The organism is Amycolatopsis sp. cmx-11-32, assembly GCF_047608695.1.
In the GTDB taxonomy this organism is placed as follows: Bacteria; Actinomycetota; Actinomycetes; order Mycobacteriales; family Pseudonocardiaceae; genus Amycolatopsis.
This window is the reverse complement of sequence record NZ_JADNQN010000012.1, coordinates 82,774-102,686: the sequence shown is the minus strand read 5'-3', so window position 1 is coordinate 102,686 and position 19,913 is coordinate 82,774. Positions and strand designations below refer to the sequence as shown.

Below are 19,913 nucleotides of genomic sequence, written 5' to 3'. Positions count from 1 at the left end.
GACCGGTATGGGCGGCGTCCTCGAGGGTATCTACGGGTACACCTTGCTCTCGTTCAACGAGCAGTACACCAAGATCAGCGCGGAACGCGCGCACGTCCCGAGGCTCACCGCGGCGGCCGACATGTGGGACGAGGCCGCCACGTGGATCACGGACAAGGTGGGCTCCTTCCACCAGCAGGTGGAAAACCTCGTCTCACACTGGCCGGACCAGGCGGGAGACGCGTTCCGCGTGGTCGCGAACCGGGACATCGACGCACTGCGTTCCTGGGTGCAGACGCCGGACGCGCAGATCCCCGTGACGAGCGGGGTCGTCCTCCCGATGCTGCCCGGCCTCCAAGCACAACTGAACCGTCCTTCGCACGGCATCACGATGTCCAATGTGGCCAATCGGCTGCGTGCCCTGTCCGACGACATCGAGCGCACGTTCGTCTACCTGGACGGTCTGCGTCGCGACTACCTCGAACTGGTGAAAAGGCCAGGTGTCCAGGACGAGGACAAGAAGGCACTGGAGAACGATCTCCGCGTGAAGGGCGGGGCGGCACTGGACAACCTCGCGAACCACTACCGCGATGTGTCAGGGAACGCGCTGCCCGACGCCAAAGGACTGTCGTGGACCGGCCCGCGCAGCGCGGTGGTCCCGAAGCTGACATCGGATTCGCCTGCCGCCGACACCGGCGGCAACGGTGGGGATCCGAGCAGCACCGGTGGAGACACGGGAGCGCCGGACCCCGGCGAGACCCCGCCGCAGGAGCCGGCCGAAACACCTGAGACCCCCGGGGAACAGAAGCCGCTCACGCTCCAGGAACAGCTCGATCTGGCGTCGCAGGGGCTCGACACCGCGGGCAAGGTGGTCGATCTCGGCGGAAAGGTCGCGGAGCAGTTGCTCGGCTCGGGTGGGACCGGATCGGTGGACGTTCCCGAACCGGGGACCGTGCCGAACCCGCTGGACGGCTGGAAACCCGGCGACCTGCCGGCACCGAGCGGCCTTCCCGGCGCGGGCGATCCGCTGGGCCTGCCGAGTCTCGCCGGTCTCGCCGATGGCGGCGGCGGGGCCGGCGGTGGCCTTGGCGCGGGCGGGATCGGCGCGGGCGGGATCGGCTCCGGTGGCACTGTTCCTCCGGCGCAGGGAATCGCTTCGCCCTTGGCCGGTGCCGCGGGGTATGCGAACCGGCTGCCGGGAATCGCCGCGGCGTCAGGCGCGGCCGGCGGGACGGCTGGCGGAAGTCCCGGGATGATGCCCATGTATCCGCAGGGTGGCGCGGGCGGGCGAGCGGGCGGCGACATCAGGCCGGGAGCCGCCGAACACGTCAACGCTGTCCGCTCGCGCAAACCCGAGGGCAATCCCGGGGTCGCCCTGCGCGGAAAAGCGGGCGCCCCGCCGCGGCCACCGGTCACCCGCCGGCGCCCGGCCGTCGAGAACGACGTCGCGCATGTGCTCGACGAAGACCTGTGGCAGGTCGACCCGGCCACTGATCAACCGGGATATCGCACCGGATACTAGAAGGAGGGGCTCATGTCCGACCTCGTCGACGGCAACACCAGTTCGATGTTCGCGTACTCCCAGCAACTCAAGGCACCCCCGATACCGGCGTCGGTCACCACCGGCCTCGCCACCCCGGCGAATCTGTCCGGGATGGTCGAGAGCGCGCTCTTGTCGGTGCTGGACGTGGCCGTCACCGCCGAGATCAACGCCTATCTGGGCTTTGTCACCGCGGACATGGTCACCTACGGCGCGAAGGTCAAGCAGGCGGCCGCGACCTATTCCCTCGCCGACCTCACCAGCGCGCTCGACCTGGCCACCTCCGGAGCCGAACTCGGCGAAAAGGTGATCGGCGTCGCCAAGCAGGTGGCAGGAGCAGGCGACGCGCAGTCCGGCACCACGGATCCCACCAAGACGGCCGCGGGCGAAGACTCGCGGCAGACGACCTAAGGAGCCTCTCTTGTTCCCGTATGGCGTGTTTCCGATGGAAGTCATAGTCGGGTGCATCACGCAGACACAGGCCTGCGTCCCGGTCCTCACCGAGAAGTCGAAGATGTGGAAGGAGGCGCGTGGCTGGGTCGAAGACGCCAAAGTGGAGTTGCAGACCCGCGCGAACAACCTGGCCCCGGACTGGACCGACGACGCGGGCCGGGCGTTCGAGGAGAAGACCAAGCAGTCACTCGCCGACTTGACGATGTGGGGTCAGCGGATCGACGACTCCAAGGTGTCCGAGACGCTGGCTTCGCTGGCCGCCACCCTTCCTCAGACACAGGGGATCGTGATGGGCCTCTACGGGGAGTACTTGGGGCTGATATCCAATCCCTTCACGGCCCCGTTGGCGATCGAGGTCCAGCAGAAGGCGGGAGCGTGCTTGAGCGCGTTGGGCAGCCGTTTCGACACGGCGATGCTGTCGATGTGCGCCGCCGCCGGAATCGCGAATCCGGCGGACCTTCTGCCAGGGTTCCCCGAGATCACCGGTTCCGCCGCGGACGCGGTGAAAACGGCCGACGCGGCGGTGAACCTGCTCACCGAGGTGCAGAGCCTGACCGAGTCACTCGGAAGTGGGAGCGGGGCGAGTCTTCCGGACTCGTCCGGTCTTCTCGACGGCTGGACCGGTTCGCAGCCGCCGCCCGCGTCGATTCCGGGCACCTCGTCGGCGGGAAGCGGGCCGACGCTGGCCGGGCTGGCGCCGAACGCCTTGGCGCCCGGTAACTTCGCGGGCGCCCCGTTGGGTGGCCTCTCGGGGGGCGGGCTGCCCCCGACCGGCCTGGCTTCGTTGCCACCGATGCCGCTGGGGACGCTCGGCGCCGCCGGCGGGCTCGGCGGGATTCCGGGGGCGCCGCGGGCAGGCATGGGAAAGCGCGCCACCACTTCGGCCATGGAGATCACGCCAGGTGGCACCGTCGGTCCGGCGGGCGCCGCGAGTCCGGCAGGTGGCGGCATGATGCCTCCGGGAGCGCAGCAGCATTCGTCGGGGGCGGCCGGAGCCGTGCGGCCGGGCGCGGCCGAGCATCCCCACGAAAGGTCCGGTGAGGATCGGCGGCCCGCGCTGGGCACCGACGGTGTGATGGCGGCACTCCGCGGCAGGGCGGTCGATGCCGAGGGCAACGGCTTCACGATGCCCGGCCACCGCCGGGTGGCCGAGTCGGACACGGGATCGCTGCAACTGCTGGAGGACGACACCTGGCAGTGACCGACGCGGCGCCGTGACCGGTGGTGCCGCCGGTGCGAAAGTGGCGGCCTGGACACCCGATCACGCGTGTCGTCCACTTGATCACGCGAGTCGTCCGTCCACGCACACAAGCCGTCTGTGCGGGAAGGGCGAACTCGCGTGATCAGGCGGACGACACGGCGGCGCGCACCGCGCGCGCTATCCCACGGGCTCGACCGGCTCCGGATGTGCCATGCTCGACAGCGCACGAGGCGGCGAAACCGAGAGGTGACGAGGGTGTCCATCTGGGCAGGCGTGATCAATTTCGTCCGGGCACGGTACGAAGTGCTCGAAGAACGGGGCGACTGGCTCCGGTTCCGGGTCGACACCGAGGACGGCCGCGGCCAGCAGGTCACCCTGCACCATCTGCCGGACCACGACGGGTTGGAGTGGGTCGAACTCTCGTCCCCGGTCGGGTGGGCGGACAAGATCGACCTGCGGCGCCTGCTCGAACTGGCGGGCGGCGACTCGGTCGGCGGCGCGGCGATCGTGGACGGCGTCGCCCTGCTCAAGCACACGATCCCGCTGGCCGACCTGAACCTGCAGAACGAGTTCGGGCATCCACTGACGTCCCTCGTCACCCGCGCGGACGCCTTCGAACACGAGCTCACCCGAGCCGACGAGTTCTGATAGGACGGTAGAACGTGAAGGGCCTCTTGCTCGCGACGTGAGCAAGAGGCCCTTCACGTATTTCGAGAGATCAGAGGCGCTCCTGCAGCGCGTCCGCGGCGGCGAGCAGGTCCGCGGCCCAGCGGGCCCCCGGCTTACGCCCTATACGTTCGATGGGCCCGGAAACCGACACCGCGGCGACCACGGTGCCCGTCGAATCCCGTACCGGCGCCGAGACACTCGCCACACCCGGTTCCCGCTCCGCCACGCTCTGGGCCCAGCCGCGACGGCGGACTTCGAGCAGTGTGCGCTCCCCGTACACCGCCTCGGAAAGGATCGTCCGCTGCGTGTGCGGATCCGACCACGCGGCGAGCACCTTCGCGCCGGAGCCCGCGGTCATCGGCAGCCGTGAACCGATCGGCACCGTGTCACGGAGACCGCTGGGCGGTTCCGCGGTCGAAACGCAGACGCGCTGGACGCCGTCGCGGCGGTAGAGCTGAACGCTTTCCCCGGTGATGTCGCGCAATTTCGGCAGCACCGAACCCGCCGCGTCGAGCAGCGGGTCGGTCGAACCGCCCGCCAGTTCCGCGAGCGCGGTGCCCGGCCGCCAGCGTCCGTCCGGGCCGCGGCGCAACAGGCGATGCACCTCGAGACCGACCGCGAGCCGGTGCGCCGTCGCGCGCGGCAGACCGGTCCGCGTGCACAGTTCCGCCAGGCCACAAGGATCTTCGGCCACGGCCTGAAGCACGGCCACGGCCTTGTCGAGTACTCCGATACCGCTATGCTGTCCCACAAGCCGATACTATCTTCCCGAAGTTTGAGATGTCCAGATGGTGGGAAGTACCGATTTCACCGCATGTGAGGAGCCGGAAATGCCCCGGACACTGGCCGAGAAAGTGTGGGAGTCGCATCTGGTGCGGCGCGGCGAGGGGGCCGAGCCCGACCTGCTCTACATCGATCTGCACCTGCTGCACGAGGTCACCAGCCCGCAGGCGTTCGACGGACTCCGCCTGGCCGGCCGGAAGCTGCGCCGCCCCGACCTCACCATCGCCACCGAGGATCACAACGTCCCGACGATCGACATCGAGCTGCCGATCGCGGATCCCGTGTCCCGCACCCAGGTCGACACCCTTCGCAACAACTGCAAGGAGTTCGGCGTCCGGCTGCATCCGATGGGTGACGCCGAACAGGGGATCGTGCACGTCATCGGCCCGCAGCTCGGCCTGACCCAGCCCGGGATGACCGTGGTGTGCGGTGACAGTCACACCTCGACACACGGCGCTTTCGGCGCGATGGCCTTCGGGATCGGCACCTCCGAGGTCGAACACGTGATGGCCACGCAGACCCTGCCGCTCCGTCCATTCAAGACGATGGCGATCACGGTCGACGGCGAACTGCGTCCCGGTGTCACGGCGAAGGACGTCATCCTCGCCGTGATCGCGAAGATCGGCACCGGCGGCGGGCAGGGCTACGTCCTCGAATACCGCGGCGAAGCCATCGAAAAGCTGTCGATGGAAGCCCGGATGACGGTGTGCAACATGTCCATCGAAGCCGGCGCGCGCGCCGGGCTCATCGCTCCGGACGAGACGACGTTCGCGTATCTGAAGGGCCGTCCGCACGCTCCGCGGGGCGCCGACTGGGACGCCGCCGTCGAGAACTGGCGCGAACTCCGCACGGACGACGACGCCGTCTTCGACGCCGAGGTGCACCTGAACGCGGAGGAGCTCACGCCTTTCGTGACCTGGGGCACGAACCCGGGCCAGGGTCTCCCGCTGAGCGCCGAGGTGCCCGATCCCGAGCGCATCGGCGACGAGAACGAGCGCATCGCCGCTGAGAAGGCCCTGTCCTATATGGACCTGAAGCCGGGCACACCGCTGCGCGAGATCGCGGTGGACACCGTCTTCCTCGGCTCGTGCACGAATGGCCGTATCGAGGATCTGAGGGCCGCCGCGGACGTCCTGCGCGGGCACAAGGTCGCCGGGTCGGTCCGGATGCTCGTCGTCCCCGGCTCGATGCGTGTCCGCCAGGCGGCCGAAGCCGAAGGGCTGGACCAGGTCTTCACCGAAGCGGGCGCGGAATGGCGTCAGGCGGGCTGCTCGATGTGCCTCGGCATGAACCCGGACCAGCTCAAGCCGGGCGAGCGCAGTGCGTCGACCTCGAACCGCAACTTCGAAGGCAGGCAGGGCAAGGGCGGCCGGACGCACCTGGTCTCCCCGCTCGTGGCGGCCGCCACGGCCGTGCGGGGAACCCTGTCCAGCCCCGAAGACCTGCGGCCCGCCACCGTCCGCTGACATCGCTGACATCCGCGAAGGAGTTCCCACCCATGGACGCGTTCACCCACCACACCGGCGTCGGGGTCCCGCTGCGCCGGTCCAACGTGGACACTGACCAGATCATCCCGGCGGTCTACCTCAAGCGCGTGAGCCGCACCGGCTTCGAGGACGGGCTCTTCGCCGCCTGGCGCTCCGACGAGTCGTTCATCCTCAACGAAGAGCCCTTCAAAAGCGGGTCGGTCCTGGTCGCGGGCCCGGACTTCGGCACCGGTTCTTCCCGTGAGCACGCGGTGTGGGCACTGATGGACTACGGCTTCCGTGCCGTGATCTCCGCCCGGTTCGCGGATATCTTCCGCGGTAACTCCGGCAAGCAGGGTCTGGTCGCCGCTCAGGTCGAGCAGGCCGACGTCGAACTGCTGTGGAAGCTGCTCGAAAACGAGCCCGGGACGGAGGTCACGGTGGACCTCGAGTCGAAGACGGTACGAGCCAAGGACTTCACCGCGCCCTTCCAGATCGACGACTACACCCGCTGGCGGCTCCTCGAAGGGCTCGACGACATCGCCCTGACACTCCGCCACGCGGAGGAGATCGACACTTTCGAGTCCCAGCGCCCCTCCTGGAAGCCGGTGACCCTCCCGGCGGCCTCTTTCTAGGGCTCGTCGAAGGGGGCGGATTCCCTTGCTGAGCAGGGAATCCGCACCCCGGACGAGGGTCTGCGCGACTGCCCCGAAACCACACCGAACGGCACCTCGAGAGGCCCCTGAGGGGTCCCTCGGGAGGCGGAACAGCCCCCGAGACAAGGGAAATTTCCGCGCGTCGTTTGGAATTTGTGCTGCATTGGTAATACCGTGTGCGCTAAGTCGGCCGACGGGGCCGTGTACAAGTAGTTCTTCTTGGAGGACTGGAATGGCCAACAAGGCCCAGCTGATCGAGGCGCTGTCGGAGCGCCTGGGCGACAAAAAGGTCGCGTCGGAGGCCGTTGATGGCCTTGTCGACATCATCATCCGGACGGTCAACAAGGGCGAGAAGGTGAACATCACCGGTTTCGGTGTGTTCGAGAAGCGCGCCCGCGCCGCCCGCACCGCGCGGAACCCGCGCACCGGTGAGACCGTTCGCGTCAAGAAGACCAACGTGCCCGCTTTCCGCGCCGGTACGACCTTCAAGGACGTCATCAGCGGTTCGAAGAAGCTGCCGAAGGCCACCGCTGCGAAGCGCGCGACCACCGGCACCTCCACCACTCGGACCGCCGCCACCCGCGCGACGACGACCCGGACGGCCGCCAGCCGCCCGGCCGCGACGCGTAGCACCACCACGCGGACCCGCGCCGCGGCCGCCACCACGCGTACGGCTGCGAAGCCGGCCGCCAAGGCGACCGCGACCAAGGCCGCCGCCAAGACGACCGCCACCAAGGCGGCGCCGAAGACCGCGGCCAAGGCCACGACTCGCGCCACCACGGCCAAGAAGGCGACCGCCACCAAGGCCGCCGCGAAGCCGGCCGCCAAGGCGACTGCCGCCAAGGCTCCCGCGAAGAAGGCTCCGGCCAAGCGGACTTCGGCTGCCGCGAAGAAGAAGTAAGCTCCCTCTTCCAGAGTGAGCCAACGGCAGGGCCCCGCGCACGGCGCGGGGCCCTGCCGCATTTTTCGGGAGGCCAGTCGGGACCAGTGCGCCGCGGCCGTCTCCTTTCCCCTCAACGCCCTTGAGAACGGGTGTCCGGGTAAAACGGGTACCGGAACGGATCCGCGGCGGTCTGTGGGCGAATGTGCCGTGCCTACGGTGGGTCGCTTCGGAACGGTGCCACTCTTCGTAGAACCGCGCGGGCGTCCTGGTCACTCCGATGGCGCATCGTCTTTTTTCCAGAATTGTCCTCCACAGTGGAGCGACGATCGTCCGCATCGGGCTGTTACCGCTGGACAACGCCCCGCGAGACGAAGCCCGTTGCGGTGGCTGAACTCACTTCGCGGCGGATCCGCCTACTCACAAGCACTTCGGACTTTGCTTCGCTCGGACACGGCTGGAGTAGAGACGCATCACCCAAGTGGGGGAGTCGCCTGGTGGAACGCGGCGCGGGGTGAGCGTTGGTCCGGTGGCTCCTGTCGCGCGATGCCCACCTGAAATACATGAAGGGGGCCTTCAGGTACTTGGGGTCGAGTTTCCTCGCTGAGCCGCGTGAAGGGGTCCTTCACACGCCACCGTGGTGCTGAGGCGACCGCCGAGTGTTCCGAGTCCGTGAAGGACTCCTTGAGGGACTCTGGGTCCCTCAAGGAGTCCTTCACGGACCGCGATCCTGATTGCCACTCACGTCCCCGGCGGCGCTCTGTCCGTGTTCCCAATGAGGCATGGGGAACATCCACCCCCAGCGCGTGAAGGCGCGAATCAAGCTCAGGGATGCGCGGGAGCGGGCGTGGGCAGAGGCGACGCGAAATAGTCCGCCGCCACCAGCACGGGCCCGTCCTCTTCGGTCGGCGCCCGGAACGACAGCACCCAGAACGAGCCCTTCTTCGAAGGCACCACACCGCCACGCGCGGCGGTCAGGTCGACACCGTCGCGATCGGCGAGCGCGCTGACGACGTCCGGGATCACACCGCCCTGGCTGGAGATCACCGGCGTCCCGCCGTCGCCCGCGATGGCCAGCAACCGTGCGACACCGAGTACCGGGTCCGGCCAGTAGCCCTCTTCCGACAGCAGCGGCTCGTGCCGGATCTCGACTTCGAGATCTTCGGCGAGCCCGTTCACCGTCTGGACGCAACGAAGCCGCGGCGCCGACAGCACCCTGCCCGGCCCGTAGTGCCGTAGCAGCGAACGCAGCGCTTCGGCCTGCCGCTGGCCCGCGTCCGACAGCGGCCGCAGGTCGTCGTCGCCGTTCCACTCGTCACGCTTACCGGCTTTGGCGTGCCGCACCAGGATCACCGTGGTGAGTTCGGGCGGCAGCGCGGAGAACTCGCGCAGCACCCGCACGTCACCCGGCCGCGTCAGTAGTTTCTCCGCGGTCTCCGCGTCGAGCCAGCGCAGTTCGTCGACCTCCTCGTTCGGGGCGAACGCGCCGGAAGCCACGTGGGCGGAGAAGTAGTCGACGGTCTTCGGCGCTCCCGCCACGGTGTACTCGGTCCGGAACAGGTACCGGCCGAGCACTGCCTCGAACCCGGTCTCTTCCTGGATCTCGCGGACCGCGGCTCGCGCGATGGTCTCGCCCGGATCCAGTTTTCCCTTCGGCAGCGACCAATCGTCGTAGCGCGGCCGGTGGACCAGCGCGACCTCGACGCGGTCCCCGTTCCGACGCCAGAGGACGGCCCCGGCCGCCCGCACGACCCCGCTCATCCGGCGGCTCCGTGTCGTTTCGCCAGTTCGACCTGGTGGTCGCGGACGTCGTCGCCGGTCGCGGGGAACGGTGTCCACTCGCCGGTCGAGTTCAGCACCCAGCACCGGGTCGCCGGATGCAGCGCGGATTCGAAGATGTAGTCCAGTTGCGCCGTCAGCTTCGGATCCTTGACCCGCACCAGCGCCTCGATGCGGCGGTCGAGGTTGCGGTGCATCATGTCCGCGCTGCCGATCCACCGCGTGCCGCCCGCGCGGAAGGTGAAGATGCGCGAGTGCTCCAGGAAACGGCCGAGGATCGAGCGCACGTGGATGTTCTCGCTCAGCCCTTCCACACCCGGCTTGAGTGCGCAGATGCCGCGTACCACGACATCGACCGGCACTCCGGCCTGCGAAGCGTGGTACAGCGCGTCGATGATCTGCTCGTCGACGAGCGAGTTGCACTTGATCCGGATCCCGGCGGTCTGGCCGGCGCGGGCGAGTTCGATCTCCTCACCGATCGCGCGCACGATGCCGCGGCGGATCCCGTGCGGTGACGTGAGGATGTTGCGGTAGGTGTCCTGGCGGGAATACCCGGTAAGCACGTTGAACAGATCCGTCAGGTCCGCGCCGATCGTCGGGTCGGCGGTCAGGATGCCGAGATCCTCGTAGAGGCGCGCGGTCTTCGGGTTGTAGTTGCCGGTGCCGATGTGGCAGTAGCGGCGAATGGTCGAACCCTCCTGGCGCACCACCATCGACACCTTGCAGTGCGTCTTCAGCCCGACGAGCCCGTAGACCACGTGCACGCCCGCGCGTTCCAGTGTGCGGGCCCAGGTGATGTTGGCCTGCTCGTCGAACCGCGCCTTGATCTCGACCAGCGCGACGACCTGCTTGCCCGCCTCGGCGGCGTCGATCAACGCGTCGACGATCGGGGAGTCGCCGGAGGTGCGGTACAGCGTCTGCTTGATCGCCAGCACCTTGTCGTCCGCGGCGGCCTGTTCGATGAACCGCTGGACGCTGGTGGAGAACGAGTCGTACGGGTGGTGCACGAGGACGTCTTCCTCGCGAAGCGTCGCGAACACCGACTTCGGCGTCTCGCGCTCACCGAACGCCGGATGCGTGGCGGGCACGAAAGGACGGTCCTTGAGTTCCTTCCGGTCGACACCGGAAAGCTGGTGCAGGCAGGTCAGGTCCAGCAGACCCGGGACCTCGACGACGTCACGCGGGTCGACCTCCAGTTCGCGCAGCAGCAGTTCGAGCATGTGCTCGCTCATGTCCTGCGCGACTTCGAGCCGCACCGGCGGCCCGAACCGGCGCTGGGCCAGTTCCCGTTCCAGTGCCTGGAGCAGATCCTCGTCCCGGTCCTCTTCGACCTCGAAGTCCGCGTTACGGGTGACCCGGAACACGTGGTGCTCGGTGACCTCCATGCCGGTGAACAGCTCGCCGAGGTGGGCGGAGATCAGTTCCTCCAGCGGAAGGAACGTCCCGGTGCGGCTCTCTCGCGGCTGCTGCTCGATCCGCATCAGGCGCGGCACGTTGCTCGGCACCTTGACACGCGCGAACCGCTCGGTGCCGCCCTCCGGATCGCGGACGGTGACCGCGAGGTTGAGCGAAAGACCCGAGATGTAGGGGAACGGGTGCGCGGGATCGACGGCCAGCGGTGTGAGCACCGGGAAGATCTGCTCGCTGAAGTAGTTGGACAGCCGGAGCTGGTCGGCGCCGGTGAGGTCGTTCCAGCCGACGATGTGGATGTCTTCGGCGGCCATCTGCGGCCGAAGGTGCAGCTCGAAGGCCTTCGTGTGGCGCTCGACCAGATCCTGGTTGCGTTTGGCGATGTACGCCAGTTGCTCGCGCGGGGTGAGCCCGTCCGCGCTGCGGACCGGGAGGCCCGTCTCGTCGCGGCGCTTCAGCCCGGCGACCCGCACCATGTAGAACTCGTCCAAATTGGACGCGAAGATCGCCAGGAACTTGCCGCGTTCGAGCAGCGGCTGCGATTCGTCCTCGGCCAGTGCGAGCACGCGCGCGTTGAAGTCCTGCCATGACAGCTCACGGTTGAAGTACCGGTCGTCGGGCAGTGTCTCGACGGCGGTGGGCGCGGACGTCACCGCGGGAGGCGCGGTGGGTAGCGCGTGGAACTCCTGGGCTGGACGGCTCGCCGAACCGCCGCGGGTCGCACGGGGGGTGCCGTTGCTCTTCGCGGGACTGGTCTTTCTCGCCCTGACGGGCTTGGTCGCGCCGTTGTCCGGTTCCGGTTTCGCGGCGGAGGTCTTCCGCTTCCTTGCCGAGTTCGGGATGCCGCCGTCGTTTGTGCTCACGGGCTTCATTGTTCACCACTCGGCCCGATTATGTGCACCGCGCGCGGGTCGTCGGGGTGAACTCTCGTCACATCACCACGCAGGGTGTCCCCAACAGCGTTGAGGTGCGCTTTCCGGCACCCAGGGTGCGGACGTGAGCGAGATCATCCGCGGTGTCCACGTCGGCGCGGAGCGATCCGCCCGCGAGCGTGAGCGGGGTCGCACCGGACGCGGTGTGCGCCCGCGCGGAACCCCCGCCGAACCGGGGTTCCAGCGGACGGCCCGCCCCCGAGAGCAATAGTGTCGTGCCCGTTCCCTGCCGGTCCGCGACGAATGCCCGATGCCCGGCGGCTTCGGCGAGCGCGGCGGTGAGATCTTCGGTCCGCAGCGCGGGAAGGTCGGCCTGCAGGGCACCGACGAGACCGGACGGCGTGTCCCGGCGCAGCAACTCCTCGCCGTGCCGCAGTGCCGCGTTCAACCCGCCTCGCGACGGCTCGGCGACGATCTCGACGCCCAGCTCGGTGAGATCCGCCACCGACGCCGGGTCGGCTGCGATCACCAACACCCGGCGAATCCCGTCCGCCGAGGTCGCCGCCGACAGCGTGTCGTAGGCCAGCGCCAGTACCAGTTCGGGGTGCCGCTCGGGCACGACCGCGCCGCGAAGCCGCGACTTGCCCTCCGCCGGGCGTTTCATCGGCACGATCAGGTCGATGCCCACACTGTCCACATCTCTCTTCTTACCCGACCCTCCCTGGACCGCGCTCGCGTGCGCGCGGCAGGATCAAGGGCTTGGGACGACACGTGTGACTTCGAGGAGGACGATTTGGCCCGGCGTGAGAAGGGCGGCATCTGGGTTGGCATCGCCGCCGCACTGTTCTACCCGGCGACGGCCATCGGCAAGCGGGTCTACCGCAACACCGAGCGGATCCCCCGTGAAGGCGGCGCGCTGCTGTTGCTCAACCACGTGTCCCATATGGACCCGGCGGTGGACGCGGTGTTCGTGCACCGCCAGAAGCGGGTGCCGCGTTTCCTCGGCAAGGAGGCGCTGACCAGGACGCCGGTCTTCGGCAAGATCTTCGTCGGCGCGGGCCAGATCCCGGTCTCCCGTGGTTCGGCCGCCGCAGGCGACAGCCTCAAGGCCGCCCACCAGGCGCTGCGGGACGGCAAGGTCGTCGTGATCTATCCCGAGGGGACGATCAGCAAGGACCCCGACGGCTGGCCCAAGAAGCCCTTCACCGGTGCCGCGCGGCTCGCGCTGGAGACCGACGTGCCGGTGATCCCGATCGCCCGCTGGGGCACGAACCACATTTTCAACGGCTATACGAAGAAGTTCACGCCGTTCCCGCGCAAGAAGATCACCCATCTGGTCGGGGAGCCGATGGACCTGTCCGCCTACCGGGACGGGTCGACGCGCGGCGCGTCCAAGCTGCGCGAGGTCACCGAGCTGATGATGACCGAGATCACCGCCCTGCTCGCGGAAATCCGCCAGGAGGAACCGCCCGCGAAGAAGCCGGGGGACGACGCCTGATGGCCGGAACCGCCGCCGAGGTCCAGCGCCTGACCGTGCTCGGCGCGGGGTCGTGGGGAACGGCGTTCGCCAAGGTGCTCGGCGATGCCGGACGTGACGTGACCATCTGGGCCCGGCGGCCGGAGGTCGCGTCGGAGATCCGGGACCGCCACCGCAATTCGTCCTATTTGCCCGATATCGAGCTGCCCGCGCGGATCACCGCGACGGCGGACCCGGCCGAGGCGCTCGACGGCGCGCAGGCCGTGGTCCTCGCGGTGCCGAGCCAGACACTGCGGACCAATCTTTCGGAGTGGTCCGGTCTGCTGCCGTCCGGGACGATCCTGGTGAGCCTCGCCAAGGGCGTCGAACTGGGCACCCTCAAGCGGATGAGCGAGGTCATCGCCGAGATCGCGCGGGTCGACGACGGCCAGATCGTGGTCGTTTCCGGGCCGAACCTCGCGAAGGAGATCGCGCTGGGGCAGCCGTCGGCCGCGGTGCTCGCGTGCACGGACCACGACAACGCCAAGGCGATCCAGCGGGCGAGCTTCAACCAGTACTTCCGGCCGTACACCAACACCGACGTCGTCGGCTGCGAACTGGGCGGCGCGTGCAAGAACGTCATCGCGCTGAGCTGCGGGATGGCGGCCGGGCTGGGGCTCGGCACCAACACGATGGCGACGCTGATCACCCGCGGGCTGGCCGAGATGGCGCGGCTCGGCGCGAGACTCGGCGCCGACCCGCTGACCTTCGCCGGACTCGCCGGCGTCGGAGACCTGGTGGCGACATGTTCGTCGCCGTTGTCGCGCAACCGGACCTTCGGTGAGCGGCTGGGCCGTGGCGAGACCTTGCGGCAGGCGCTGGACGCCGGGGGCGGGCAGGTCGCCGAGGGCGTCAAGTCGTGCACGTCGATCCGGGAACTCGCGCTGAGCCTCGGCGTCGACATGCCCATCACCGACGCGATGCACCGCGTGTGCCACGAAGGGGTCGACCCCCGGCGGGCCGGAGCCGAGCTGCTCGGACGGTCGCAAAAGCACGAGTGGTCCTGAGAACGCAAGGAAGACCGCACGAACGAGACAGACCAGGGCGGATTCGTGCTGCCAGCATGGTCGGCAGGTGCAGAACTCACGGTCCACGGGGTGAGATCGGTTGACCGCCGGGCTCCGCACTGGTTCGCTGAGGGCATGTTCGCACGTGGGATGACTGTGTCGCGGGGCCTCTCGGGTCTTGGCGCTGTGGCGTGTGCGTCGTGTTCCTGTTGTCGGTGAACCCCGCCCCGGCCCAGCTCGACACCACTTCCTTCTGCGAGGACTCCTTCATGTTCGCCGTCCCGGACAACACGCTCGTCATTCCCGAAAACCCCGCCCTGCGCCACCCGGTGCGCGTCGCGATCGAGTTCGCGGCGGATCGTGACCGCTGGCGGCACCTGCTGCGCTACGACCCCGAGGAGCGGTTCTCCGCGCTCGTCGACAGCGACGAACTGCAGGAGGTCTGGCTGATGAGCTGGCTGCCCGGCCAGCACACCGACCTGCACGACCACGAATTCGCCGCGGGCGCGTTCACCGTCGTCAGCGGGCACTTGAGCGAGACCGTCGCCCGGCGCGCGTCCGACGGACGGGCGGTGACGGAACTGCATTCGCTGTCGGCGGGCCAGTCGCGCGTCTTCGGCCCCGGCTACATCCACGAAGTGCGCAACGAGGGCCCGGACCCCGCCGTGAGCGTGCACGTCTACCGGCACCAGCCCCGCGCCATGCGCCCGTACCACCTGGACCCCATCTCGGGCCCGATCCGGGACTAGCCCTCTCCGCAATTAGTCCTCTAGTTGCGGTCCTTGCACACGCAACTACCGCAACTAGAGGACGAATTGCGGTAGATGAGGCTAGGTGAGGTCACCGCGCAGGCGGAATTCGGCTTCGACGCGGTCTCGCGAGGCACCGGTGGCGAGCAGGGTGTGCAGCAGGAGCCGGGATTTGCGCGGGTCCAGCCAGCCCGCCATGGTCGCGCCCATCGCGATCAGGTCCGACTCCGAACCGCGGAAGCCATAGGTACCCCGGAACGTCGGCCCGGCGCCGGTGCGGCCGGCGACCACGATCGGCACCTCCGGCAACGCCCGCTCGACCACGTCGGCGGACCCGGCCGAAACGTGCCCGGCGCCGTTCGCGGCGAGCACCACACCCTTGACCCCGGCCTTGACCAGCGTCTCCAGTAGTTCGCCGGTGTCCTCGACGCCGCTTTCGACGATCGGCACCAGTCCGGAGAAGTCCGCGTTCTCCAGCGACAGCGCCGGCGGGCGCTCCGCGACCGGGTGGAAATAGTGCACCGCGCCCTCGGCGAGCAGCCCGAGCGGTCCGGCGGGGTTCGAGGAGAACGCCTCGACGTGGCTCGAATGCGCCTTCCGGACCCAGCGGGCTAGGTGGACGTCGTCGTTGAACGCGACCAGCGGGCCGCGGCCCCGGCTCCGGGGTTCGGCGGCGACGGTCAGCGCCGCGAGCAGGTTTCCCGCCCCGTCGGCGCTGGGCAGACTGGGGTTGCGCATCGCGCCGGTGATCACGATCGGGGCTTCGGAAGCCCACGTCAGCTCGAAGAAGTACGCGGTCTCTTCGAGCGTGTCGGTGCCCTGGACCACGACGACGCCTTCCGCGCCTTCGTCGACGGCTCGCGCGGCCCAGTCGCGGGTCTTGACCAGCGTCGCGAAGTCCATCGACGCGCTGGAAATCCCCGCGAGCGTCTCCGCGCGGACGTCCATCGCCAGGTTCTCGCCGAGGTCGCCGAGCAGATCGGCCGCGGTGAGCCGGGGGACCGCGTGGTCTTCGCCGTCGCCGGGAACCATGGAAATGGTGCCGCCCAGGGCGGCGACGGCGACAAGTGGCCGCCTGAACTCACTCGACATACGTCCATTCTTCACTTGTCGCCGCGTTTAGTCCTCTAGTTGCGGTAGTTGGTAGTCCGAACCACCGCAACTAGAGGACGAAACGCGAGCACCGGGGCCTCAGGGGCGTTTGACCGCTTCGATGGTGAAACTCGCCGCCAGTCGCTGCGGATCCTTCGCCAGCCGCCATTCCTCCGTCGCCGCGTCCAGGCTCATGAACCCGGGCAGCGCGTTCCACGGCACGCTGTCGTGCTCCACCAGCTTCGTCAGCGTCAGCCCCGCGTCGAGCAGCGCCGTGACGATCTCGCCCAGCCCGTGGTTCCACTCGTGCGTCCGGTTCTGCTCGAACGACACGTCGGTGTCCACATAGGTCCCCGGCTCGTCGAACACCAGCGGTTCGGCCTGCTCGAAGTACGGGTAGCGCGGGGTGATCTGCGGCTGCGTCTCGTCGAGGGTTCCCAGCATCGGGTGCATGTCGCGGATGAGCAGCCGTCCGCCCGGTTTGAGCAATGAGCCGACGACCTGTCCCCAGCGGGCGATGTCGGGAAGCCAGCAGATCGCGCCGATCCCGGTGTAGACCAGGTCGAACTCCCTGGCGCCCAGCACGTCGGCGGCACTGTACACATCGGACTCGTGGTAATCGATCTCCGCGCCGGTCTCGGCGGCGAGCCGTCGCGCGATCTCCAGCGCCGGTGGGGAAAAGTCGAGTCCGGTCATCCGGGCGCCGAGGCGGGACAGGGAAAGCGTGTCCGTGCCGATGTGGCACTGCAGGTGGACACCGCGCGCACCGGAGACGTCGCCGAGCAGCGGCCGGTCGAAGGTGACCACACCGCTGAGATGCGCGGGGTCCTTCACGAACCGTTCGTAGCCGTAATCCGCCGACGCGGCGTGCGCCGGAGCGCGTTCGTCCCAGTTCGCGCGATTGACGGTGAGGTACTCGTTCACGACGTCGCACCCTTCTCGGCGGCGCTGCGCAGTACGCAGAATTCGTTGCCTTCGGGATCGCCCAACACGGCCCAGCCGGTGCCGTCGGGGTTGCGCCGGTCGTGCAGCAGGGTGGCGCCCAGCTTCAGCAGGCGTTCCACCTCTTCGTCGCGCGGGATGTCGGGCTCCAGGCAGAGGTGGATCCGGTTCTTCACCGTCTTGGGTTCGGGAACCTGCCCGAAGAACAGGGTCACGCCGTTGTCCAGCACGATGATCGCCTCGGGGTCGCCGGGCACGTCGTCATCGGCCATCGGCTTGCCGACGACGCCGCTCCAGAACCGCCCCAGCTCGTAGGCGTCGGCGCAATCGAAGAAGAAATTCTGTACGACAGAGGTCATGGAGCCGCAGTCTGCCCGAGCCCACGAAACCCGGCCAACGGTTTAAACCAGCCGCAGCCCCGGCGACCGGTGCACCTGTCGTTCCGCGTCGATGATCAGCACCTGGCAACCCGGCTGTGACGCGACCAAGGCGATTCCCTCGGTTCCCCTCGCGAAAGCGACCGTGGCCAGGGAATCCGCTGTGACGAGGTCGTCGGCGGCGACCGTGACGCTCAGCAGCCCGGTCGCCGGGCGCCCGGTCCGGCCGTCCAGGCTGTGCGCGCCACGCTCGTATTCCGCCGAGGTCGCGACGGCGCCGCCGGACGACTCCACCACGGCGCAGATCGCGTCGGGCCGTTCGGGATGCCGGATGCCGACCCGCCAGGCGCGACCGGGTTCCGGTTCGCCGGAGGTGATCACGTCCACACCGGCGTTGACACAGAAGACGTCCAGGCCCTCGGCCCGCAACAGTGCCGCCGCGCGCTGTACCGCCCAGCCCTTGACCACCGCGTTCGGGTCGAGCCGCCGTCCGGGGAGCCGGGCGGTGAACGCCCCGCCGGACAGCCGTTCGTAGTGCTCGCACAGCGAAAGCACCTCGAGCAGGTCGTCGCTCAGCTCCGACGGAGCGAGGTCGCCGCGGTCGTAACGGCAGACCTCACTGTCGGCTGAACCGGGCGTCGACCTCCCGCAGCCAGCCGAAGACACCGTCGATCGCGTGCTCGACGAGGGCACCACCGGCCCGGACGTCGACCGAGACCGGTAGTCCCATCACCTGTTCGACGCGGTTCATCTGGCGTCCAGCGCCGCCTGCAGCGAGTTGACGTACGACTCGCTGGTCGAGGTCGCCCCTGAGACGGTGTCGATGCGGTCAGCGTCTCCTGCCGGAGCACGGGGATCGCGGCCACGCCGCGCCCGCTGGCCGGCCGCCGCAGCCGGACCTCGGAGATCCTGTCCTCGGGCGAGATCACCACCTGCACCTGGACGGTGCCGTACCGGTTGCTCTCGACCGACCCGTCCACGGTGCGCTCCGCACCTTCGGAAGCGCCACCGTCCGAAATGGACGAGCTCGGGGCGGTGACGGCCACGGTCTCCGAACCGAGCGGGCCCGGTTCGTACAGCCACACGCCAAGGAAACCGGCGGCCGAGAGGGCGACCGTGGCGGCGACGATGGTCTTCTTCATGATCGGGACTCCCTGACTCAGGCGGTGAGACGGAAGCGTTCAGCGTGGACCTGCTGGTTCGGCACCCGCAGTTCGCGCAGGCCGCGCAGCGTCGCCGAGGTCATCCCGGGCGGGCCGCAGACGAAGACGTCCCGGTTTCGGACGTCCGGGACCATCCGTCGCAGGCTGTGCGCGCCGAGCACCGGGCCGTGTGGACCGGCCGGATTTGACGGTCCACTGAGGACATGTACGACCGCTCCCCGCGCCTGTGCCAGCCCTCTCAGCTCCGGCAGCAGGACGGCGTCGCGTTCGTCACGGACGCGGTAAAGCACCACGACATCTCCGGAGATCTCCTCCAGCAGCGCGTCCGCTTTTCGTTGGTGCATCGTGGTGAACGCGCCGTACGGTCCTTTGGCGAACACCCTCGTGCCGACCTTCAGCGACCGCAACGACGCGCTGCCGTCACCGGCGGCCTTCGCGGTCAGCCGCAGGGTCCGGCCGTCCGGCGCGGCCGAAAGGGAGAACGGGTTGGCCTGCCACCAGCGATCCCTGGTCAGGAAGCGCCAGAGGAAGAACTGCCCCGCCTTCGCGGGCATCTTGTCGAGGTGCTCGCCGGTCATGTACACCGAGACGACGTCGTGGGATTCGGGGACGACGGCGACGACCTTCAACCGGTGACGCAGGTTCCGCGCCAGTGGCAGCACCACACAGCCCGCGACCACCGAACCGAGCGCGACGCCCCACACCGCCCACCAGTAGGCCTCTGCGCCCGGCGACGACGCGAACGATCCGCCCAGCGCGATCTGGTGGCTGAACGCCAGTACGACCGCGGCATAGATATAGAGGTGGAGGAAATGCCAAGTCTCGTACGGCAGCCGACGCCGGGCGAAGCGCGCGGACACGGCGCCGACGAGCAGGATCAGGGCGAACGCGACGACCGCGCGCAGGATTCCCTCCAGTTCGGTCACCATCGTGACGAATTCGTCCACCACGCCGTTGTCCTCGACCCGCGCGTAGCCGAAGACAATGAAGACGAGGTGCGCGAGCAGCGTCCACAGCAGGCTGAACCCGGTCCAGCGGTGCCAGCCGGTGAGCCGGTCCATGCCGAGACGGCGGTCGAGCCACGGCAGCCTGGCGACCAGCAGCAGCTGGAACGCCATCGTCAGCGCCCCGTACAGCCCGGCGAGCCTGCCGACGCCGATGAGGACGTTGTCCGACGGCCCGGCGGCGAAGAAGAGCATGGTCACGGCGGCCACGTTGGCCACGATGAAGAGGAAGAGCCCGGAGCGTGCGGCGATCCTGGGACGGATCGCCGGGCGCGGTCTCACGGCGGTCTGCGTCATGGTGGTCACACGCGGTCCCCTCCGATCCGGTTCAACCGCGGTGACCTTCTCGGCGGAAGCTGTCGGCTTCCTGTCGTG

The 19,913-nt window shown here is 68.9% G+C and carries 22 protein-coding genes; 11 read left to right on the top strand and 11 right to left on the bottom strand.

Going from position 1 to position 19,913, the window contains the following annotated elements:
• Window positions 1-7: 7 nt before the first annotated feature.
• The 4 genes from ACM6LR_RS30100 to ACM6LR_RS30085 all read left to right on the top strand — a co-directional run bounded on the left by ACM6LR_RS30100 (window position 8) and on the right by ACM6LR_RS30085 (window position 3,821).
• The gene (locus tag ACM6LR_RS30100) at window positions 8-1,501 is read left to right on the top strand and encodes a hypothetical protein (RefSeq protein WP_414945012.1); all 1,494 of its coding nucleotides are present in this window, start codon (window positions 8-10) and stop codon (window positions 1,499-1,501) included.
• Window positions 1,502-1,513: 12 nt separating this feature from the next.
• A complete protein-coding gene (locus ACM6LR_RS30095) occupies window positions 1,514-1,930 on the top strand; it encodes a hypothetical protein (RefSeq protein ID WP_414942064.1) in 417 nt (138 codons plus the stop codon).
• 34 nt (window positions 1,931-1,964) lie between these two features.
• A complete protein-coding gene (locus ACM6LR_RS30090; protein ID WP_414942065.1) occupies window positions 1,965-3,173 on the top strand; it encodes a hypothetical protein in 1,209 nt (402 codons plus the stop codon).
• A 255-nt stretch (window positions 3,174-3,428) separates the two neighbouring features.
• Window positions 3,429-3,821: a hypothetical protein gene (locus ACM6LR_RS30085; protein WP_409490076.1), complete on the top strand. Its 393-nt coding sequence runs from the start codon at window positions 3,429-3,431 to the stop codon at window positions 3,819-3,821.
• 70 nt (window positions 3,822-3,891) lie between these two features.
• Here the strand turns inward: ACM6LR_RS30085 and ACM6LR_RS30080 are convergent, their stop codons facing one another.
• Complete coding sequence (locus tag ACM6LR_RS30080; RefSeq protein ID WP_076162773.1) at window positions 3,892-4,593, bottom strand: IclR family transcriptional regulator; 702 nt, start codon at window positions 4,591-4,593, stop codon at window positions 3,892-3,894.
• 79 nt (window positions 4,594-4,672) lie between these two features.
• Between ACM6LR_RS30080 and leuC the strand changes: the two genes are divergently transcribed.
• The 3 genes from leuC (at window position 4,673) to ACM6LR_RS30065 (ending at window position 7,648) form a co-directional block, all read left to right on the top strand.
• The gene (gene leuC, locus ACM6LR_RS30075; RefSeq protein ID WP_414942066.1) at window positions 4,673-6,091 is read left to right on the top strand and encodes a 3-isopropylmalate dehydratase large subunit; all 1,419 of its coding nucleotides are present in this window, start codon (window positions 4,673-4,675) and stop codon (window positions 6,089-6,091) included.
• Between the two features lie 32 nt (window positions 6,092-6,123).
• The gene (leuD, locus tag ACM6LR_RS30070; RefSeq protein ID WP_414942067.1) at window positions 6,124-6,726 is read left to right on the top strand and encodes a 3-isopropylmalate dehydratase small subunit; all 603 of its coding nucleotides are present in this window, start codon (window positions 6,124-6,126) and stop codon (window positions 6,724-6,726) included.
• A gap of 253 nt (window positions 6,727-6,979) precedes the next feature.
• Window positions 6,980-7,648 carry an HU family DNA-binding protein gene (locus ACM6LR_RS30065; RefSeq protein WP_414942068.1) on the top strand — a complete coding sequence of 223 codons (669 nt, stop codon included), beginning with the start codon at window positions 6,980-6,982 and terminating at the stop codon, window positions 7,646-7,648.
• An 804-nt stretch (window positions 7,649-8,452) separates the two neighbouring features.
• Here the strand turns inward: ACM6LR_RS30065 and ACM6LR_RS30060 are convergent.
• From ACM6LR_RS30060 to cofC, 3 genes are read right to left on the bottom strand one after another with little or no spacing between them, the layout of a single operon-like run.
• Window positions 8,453-9,388 (bottom strand): NUDIX hydrolase, encoded by a 936-nt coding sequence (locus ACM6LR_RS30060; RefSeq protein WP_414942069.1) that lies wholly within the window; start codon window positions 9,386-9,388, stop codon window positions 8,453-8,455.
• Entirely contained in the window at window positions 9,385-11,688 is a 2,304-nt protein-coding gene (locus ACM6LR_RS30055) for an RNA degradosome polyphosphate kinase (RefSeq protein ID WP_414942070.1), read from the bottom strand. The genes ACM6LR_RS30060 and ACM6LR_RS30055 overlap by 4 nt, the downstream gene beginning before the upstream one ends.
• 58 nt (window positions 11,689-11,746) lie before the next feature.
• The gene (cofC, locus tag ACM6LR_RS30050) at window positions 11,747-12,376 is read right to left on the bottom strand and encodes a 2-phospho-L-lactate guanylyltransferase (RefSeq protein WP_414942148.1); all 630 of its coding nucleotides are present in this window, start codon (window positions 12,374-12,376) and stop codon (window positions 11,747-11,749) included.
• Window positions 12,377-12,481: 105 nt separating this feature from the next.
• Here cofC and ACM6LR_RS30045 point away from each other — a divergent pair, with 105 nt between their 5' ends.
• From ACM6LR_RS30045 to ACM6LR_RS30035, 3 genes are all read left to right on the top strand, one after another.
• Window positions 12,482-13,186: a lysophospholipid acyltransferase family protein gene (locus ACM6LR_RS30045; RefSeq protein ID WP_414942071.1), complete on the top strand. Its 705-nt coding sequence runs from the start codon at window positions 12,482-12,484 to the stop codon at window positions 13,184-13,186.
• Window positions 13,186-14,211: an NAD(P)H-dependent glycerol-3-phosphate dehydrogenase gene (locus tag ACM6LR_RS30040; protein ID WP_414945011.1), complete on the top strand. Its 1,026-nt coding sequence runs from the start codon at window positions 13,186-13,188 to the stop codon at window positions 14,209-14,211. Before ACM6LR_RS30045 ends, ACM6LR_RS30040 begins: the two co-directional genes overlap by 1 nt.
• A gap of 269 nt (window positions 14,212-14,480) precedes the next feature.
• Window positions 14,481-14,960 (top strand): cysteine dioxygenase, encoded by a 480-nt coding sequence (locus ACM6LR_RS30035; RefSeq protein ID WP_414942149.1) that lies wholly within the window; start codon window positions 14,481-14,483, stop codon window positions 14,958-14,960.
• 81 nt (window positions 14,961-15,041) lie between these two features.
• On the opposite strand, the gene ACM6LR_RS30030 is transcribed toward ACM6LR_RS30035, so the two are convergent.
• From ACM6LR_RS30030 to ACM6LR_RS30005, 6 genes are all read right to left on the bottom strand, one after another.
• Complete coding sequence (locus tag ACM6LR_RS30030; protein ID WP_414942073.1) at window positions 15,042-16,052, bottom strand: asparaginase; 1,011 nt, start codon at window positions 16,050-16,052, stop codon at window positions 15,042-15,044.
• Between the two features lie 99 nt (window positions 16,053-16,151).
• Window positions 16,152-16,976: a class I SAM-dependent methyltransferase gene (locus ACM6LR_RS30025; protein ID WP_414942074.1), complete on the bottom strand. Its 825-nt coding sequence runs from the start codon at window positions 16,974-16,976 to the stop codon at window positions 16,152-16,154.
• Window positions 16,973-17,353: a VOC family protein gene (locus ACM6LR_RS30020; RefSeq protein WP_414942075.1), complete on the bottom strand. Its 381-nt coding sequence runs from the start codon at window positions 17,351-17,353 to the stop codon at window positions 16,973-16,975. The genes ACM6LR_RS30025 and ACM6LR_RS30020 overlap by 4 nt, the downstream gene beginning before the upstream one ends.
• Before the next feature lie 42 nt (window positions 17,354-17,395).
• A complete protein-coding gene (locus tag ACM6LR_RS30015; RefSeq protein ID WP_414942076.1) occupies window positions 17,396-18,037 on the bottom strand; it encodes an FAD:protein FMN transferase in 642 nt (213 codons plus the stop codon).
• Complete coding sequence (locus ACM6LR_RS30010; RefSeq protein WP_414942077.1) at window positions 17,988-18,122, bottom strand: hypothetical protein; 135 nt, start codon at window positions 18,120-18,122, stop codon at window positions 17,988-17,990. The genes ACM6LR_RS30015 and ACM6LR_RS30010 overlap by 50 nt, the downstream gene beginning before the upstream one ends.
• A complete protein-coding gene (locus ACM6LR_RS30005) occupies window positions 18,119-18,454 on the bottom strand; it encodes an FMN-binding protein (RefSeq protein ID WP_414942078.1) in 336 nt (111 codons plus the stop codon). Before ACM6LR_RS30005 ends, ACM6LR_RS30010 begins: the two co-directional genes overlap by 4 nt.
• Between ACM6LR_RS30005 and ACM6LR_RS30000 the strand changes: the two genes are divergently transcribed.
• A complete protein-coding gene (locus tag ACM6LR_RS30000; protein WP_414942152.1) occupies window positions 18,389-18,529 on the top strand; it encodes a hypothetical protein in 141 nt (46 codons plus the stop codon). The two genes, ACM6LR_RS30005 and ACM6LR_RS30000, sit on opposite strands and share 66 nt — an antisense overlap.
• Window position 18,530: 1 nt before the next feature.
• On the opposite strand, the gene ACM6LR_RS29995 is transcribed toward ACM6LR_RS30000, so the two are convergent.
• On the bottom strand, window positions 18,531-19,844 hold the full coding sequence (locus tag ACM6LR_RS29995) for a ferric reductase-like transmembrane domain-containing protein (protein WP_414945010.1): 1,314 nt from the start codon (window positions 19,842-19,844) through the stop codon (window positions 18,531-18,533).
• Window positions 19,845-19,913: the final 69 nt, after the last annotated feature.

What these genes read in the sequence shown, in the direction of transcription:
- ACM6LR_RS30055 (WP_414942070.1), bottom strand. Translation starts at nt 11,688, where the DNA reads ATGAAGCCCGTGAGCACAAACGACGGCGGCATCCCGAACTCGGCAAGG.
- ACM6LR_RS30020 (WP_414942075.1), bottom strand. Translation starts at nt 17,353, where the DNA reads ATGACCTCTGTCGTACAGAATTTCTTCTTCGATTGCGCCGACGCCTAC.
- ACM6LR_RS30090 (WP_414942065.1), top strand. Translation starts at nt 1,965, where the DNA reads ATGGAAGTCATAGTCGGGTGCATCACGCAGACACAGGCCTGCGTCCCG.
- ACM6LR_RS30040 (WP_414945011.1), top strand. Translation starts at nt 13,186, where the DNA reads ATGGCCGGAACCGCCGCCGAGGTCCAGCGCCTGACCGTGCTCGGCGCG.
- ACM6LR_RS30035 (WP_414942149.1), top strand. Translation starts at nt 14,481, where the DNA reads ATGTTCGCCGTCCCGGACAACACGCTCGTCATTCCCGAAAACCCCGCC.
- ACM6LR_RS30000 (WP_414942152.1), top strand. Translation starts at nt 18,389, where the DNA reads ATGGACGAGCTCGGGGCGGTGACGGCCACGGTCTCCGAACCGAGCGGG.
- leuD (WP_414942067.1), top strand. Translation starts at nt 6,124, where the DNA reads ATGGACGCGTTCACCCACCACACCGGCGTCGGGGTCCCGCTGCGCCGG.
- ACM6LR_RS30095 (WP_414942064.1), top strand. Translation starts at nt 1,514, where the DNA reads ATGTCCGACCTCGTCGACGGCAACACCAGTTCGATGTTCGCGTACTCC.
- ACM6LR_RS30100 (WP_414945012.1), top strand. Translation starts at nt 8, where the DNA reads ATGGGCGGCGTCCTCGAGGGTATCTACGGGTACACCTTGCTCTCGTTC.
- ACM6LR_RS30065 (WP_414942068.1), top strand. Translation starts at nt 6,980, where the DNA reads ATGGCCAACAAGGCCCAGCTGATCGAGGCGCTGTCGGAGCGCCTGGGC.
- ACM6LR_RS30010 (WP_414942077.1), bottom strand. Translation starts at nt 18,122, where the DNA reads ATGAACCGCGTCGAACAGGTGATGGGACTACCGGTCTCGGTCGACGTC.
- ACM6LR_RS30030 (WP_414942073.1), bottom strand. Translation starts at nt 16,052, where the DNA reads ATGTCGAGTGAGTTCAGGCGGCCACTTGTCGCCGTCGCCGCCCTGGGC.
- leuC (WP_414942066.1), top strand. Translation starts at nt 4,673, where the DNA reads ATGCCCCGGACACTGGCCGAGAAAGTGTGGGAGTCGCATCTGGTGCGG.
- ACM6LR_RS30060 (WP_414942069.1), bottom strand. Translation starts at nt 9,388, where the DNA reads ATGAGCGGGGTCGTGCGGGCGGCCGGGGCCGTCCTCTGGCGTCGGAAC.